Raw genomic sequence first — 2664 nt, 5'->3', positions numbered from 1 at the left:
GTGGTGTTCTTCTTGTCCACCGCATCGCCGTTCAGGTTAAGGAATTTTATCCCGTTCTTCTCGAACTCGCGCTCGATAAGCGAGACGTTCCCCGCCGCCTGATGACAGCCCCAGCTTGAATAATGGACCACGCCGTCAACATTAAAGTCCTTAGCGATCTTAATGGCATGCTCTACCCTTCGGGAAAGTTCTCCGTTGGAGGGATGAGAGATCAGCCTTCTCGCGATAGAACCTAAAGGATCGCTTACATCGTATCCGTCAAAGTAGGGGGCGGTATATTCCTCGCAGACTATCTTGGAGGTGACGCCGTTGTCTATAAGGTCCCAAAGGGGGGTGTCATATTGGGGGACGATATGCATCCACATGAGCCGTTTGCACCCCTTCACAAGTTTTGTATCTCTATAATATCCGTGCCTGTCGCCGCCGCTCTCAAATGATTCGATCATCTTGTCGGCTATCTTCACAAGGACATCGCTCCCCAAAAGGTAGTGGGAGGGAAAACAGAAGTTTATCATCTCATGTCCGCGAAAGATGTTGGGGCTCGATACCTTTCTTAAGGAATGCATCCTTTTTAAACGTTCCATCCCCTCATTTGCGAGCACGACCGACCTTCTAAGGTTCTCTTCCATGTGTTCCCCGCCGAACATCTCGGAGAACTTCCCGACCAGCTCGCTCAGCTGGTCTTTTAAATATCTGACGGAAGCTTCGTTCTCCTCGAAAGGAATATCTAAGAACATGAAAGGGCTCTTGTTGGCAAGGGCCGCGTCGTTAAAAGATTTCAGATTGCCGTCACAAAAAAGCGACGTGGCGGCAACGGCATCGGGGGCCGCAAAATATCCCGAGCGAGCCAGTCCGAAAAGGAGCCTGTGGAACGAACACATCGTATTTGGAACGGAGGCGCCGCCCGCGACATCGAGGAATTCCTGAGAAAGTCCGACCGTTGCAAAGAGCCCCGAAAGTATCTCAAGGGGCAGAGGCATGGCACCGAACGGGTACACTAACTCAGCCGGAAAGAGGACCGACGTCCAGACCCTCTTTCTTTCGGGGTTCAGGGCATCGGCTATGTGGGAGAGCTGATTCTTGCGCAAGAACCGGCCGGCCTTTGAAAGCTTGCGGCTGATGACGAACTCGAGCTTGCCGAACAACTTCACGGTATCTTTGGGCTTAATGATCCCCTTCTTTATCGCCTTAAAATTTATGCCGGCTATGTTCTCTTTTAAATTCATATCTGTTTGGGGTCAGGCTTGACTTCTTGACTTTAGGTCTAAAGTCAAGAAGTCAAGCCTGACCCCATGAATTGCGGCACCTAACGCCCCTACTGTCTGCGGATTCTCTATGACCTTCACGTTCTCGCCAAGGCTTTCGGAAAGCTCCTTCACCATCGCCATGTTCTTGGCAACTCCCCCGCTCATATAATATGGAGGCTCGCCGTCCACACGCTTTATCAATGATGAGGTCCGGGATGCTATGGATTCGTGGATGCCTTTAGATATCTCTTCACGGGTGTTGCCGGCGGCGATCAACGATATCACCTCGGACTCCGCAAACACCGAGCACATACTGCTTACAGAGACGCCCTCCTTTGCCTTGATGGCAAGCCTTGCGAACTCTTCCAGGTCCATCTCAAGCCTGTCTGCGATAACTTCCAGAAAACGGCCGGTCCCGGCCGCGCACTTATCGTTCATCACGAACTTTATCACACCGCCGTCTTTATTTATCTTAATCGCCTTGCTGTCCTGCCCTCCGATGTCAATGAGCGTTCCGCCGCCCTTTAAGATGCTGTGCGCGCCAAGGGCGTGGCAGGTAATTTCGGTTACCGATTCGTTCGCAAAGTCTATGCTGTTGCGTCCGTAGCCGGTGGCTATTATCAGCGAAACGTCGTCTTTGCTCACGCCCGCCTTCTTTAAAATGCTCTCGAACCCTTTTCCGGCCGCCTCCTTGACCGAGGTCCCCGTCGAAAGAATCTCATCGGCCAGTACTTTGCAATCCTTATCTACCATGACAAGCTTCGTTGCATGCGATCCGCTGTCTATCCCCACAAAATAGCGGCCATTCTTCTTCTGACCCTGGCCCCGAGACCCCATACCCTTCTTTTTTATGCTCTCCAAGAATGCCTCTAATCTTGTCATGATCTGTCCCTCATCTTTCGACATAAGGTCGTGCTCAACATTTAGAACGGGAAACGATTCGCCGAGCTCTTTCCTTATATACATCTGATCGAACGGATAGAAATCGCAGAACTTAAGCGTGTTGACGATGACGCCTTTCAAGCTCTCTTCTTTTATCCTCTCTACCATCGCCTTTTTATAGGTTTCGTCGTTCATGCGCGGGCAGCAGCTTCGCTCCACGTAATATCTTGCTATCTCTTCGAACGAGAGTTTTTCAGCTGATAGTCTCGCAAGGAACGCTTCGTCCATCCTGCATTTATCAAGGCAGTGGTTCAAAAAGACCTTTTCGGCGCCAAACCTTGGAAAGACCTTTTCGAACGGGGCATCTGCCACATTTGAACCTATTATGCCTATTTTAAGAGAGGTCATTGCGAGCCCCGAAGGGGCGTGGCAATCTCCTTTATGCAATTGCGTTATGGGGATTGCTTCGGCTATCGCCTCGCAATGACACCAGCTCGACAGCCTTTTTAGCTCCTCGGCGTAGAATTTGACCGCA

At 50.9% G+C, this 2664-nt stretch carries 2 protein-coding genes and 1 pseudogene (1 of these 3 only partly in view); all 3 read right to left on the bottom strand.

The window, feature by feature from the left end; all coding sequences use genetic code 11:
- Positions 1-1226 (bottom strand): hypothetical protein (locus COV46_06645; protein ID PIR16881.1); only part of this gene is annotated, 1226 nt, incomplete at its 3' end.
- A gap of 12 nt (positions 1227-1238) precedes the next feature.
- Positions 1239-2537, bottom strand: coding sequence for a 3-hydroxyacyl-ACP dehydratase (locus tag COV46_06640; protein ID PIR16880.1), 1299 nt, complete (start codon positions 2535-2537; stop codon positions 1239-1241).
- 31 nt (positions 2538-2568) lie between these two features.
- A pseudogene (locus COV46_06635) lies at positions 2569-2664 on the bottom strand (hypothetical protein); it runs 264 nt beyond the window's last position.

The organism is Deltaproteobacteria bacterium CG11_big_fil_rev_8_21_14_0_20_49_13, from assembly GCA_002796305.1.
Classification (GTDB): domain Bacteria; phylum UBA10199; class UBA10199.
This window is presented reverse-complemented; position numbering and strand designations above follow the sequence as displayed.

Coding starts and splice junctions, on each gene's coding strand:
- COV46_06640 (PIR16880.1), bottom strand. CDS start 2,537: ATGACCTCTCTTAAAATAGGCATAATAGGTTCAAATGTGGCAGATGCC.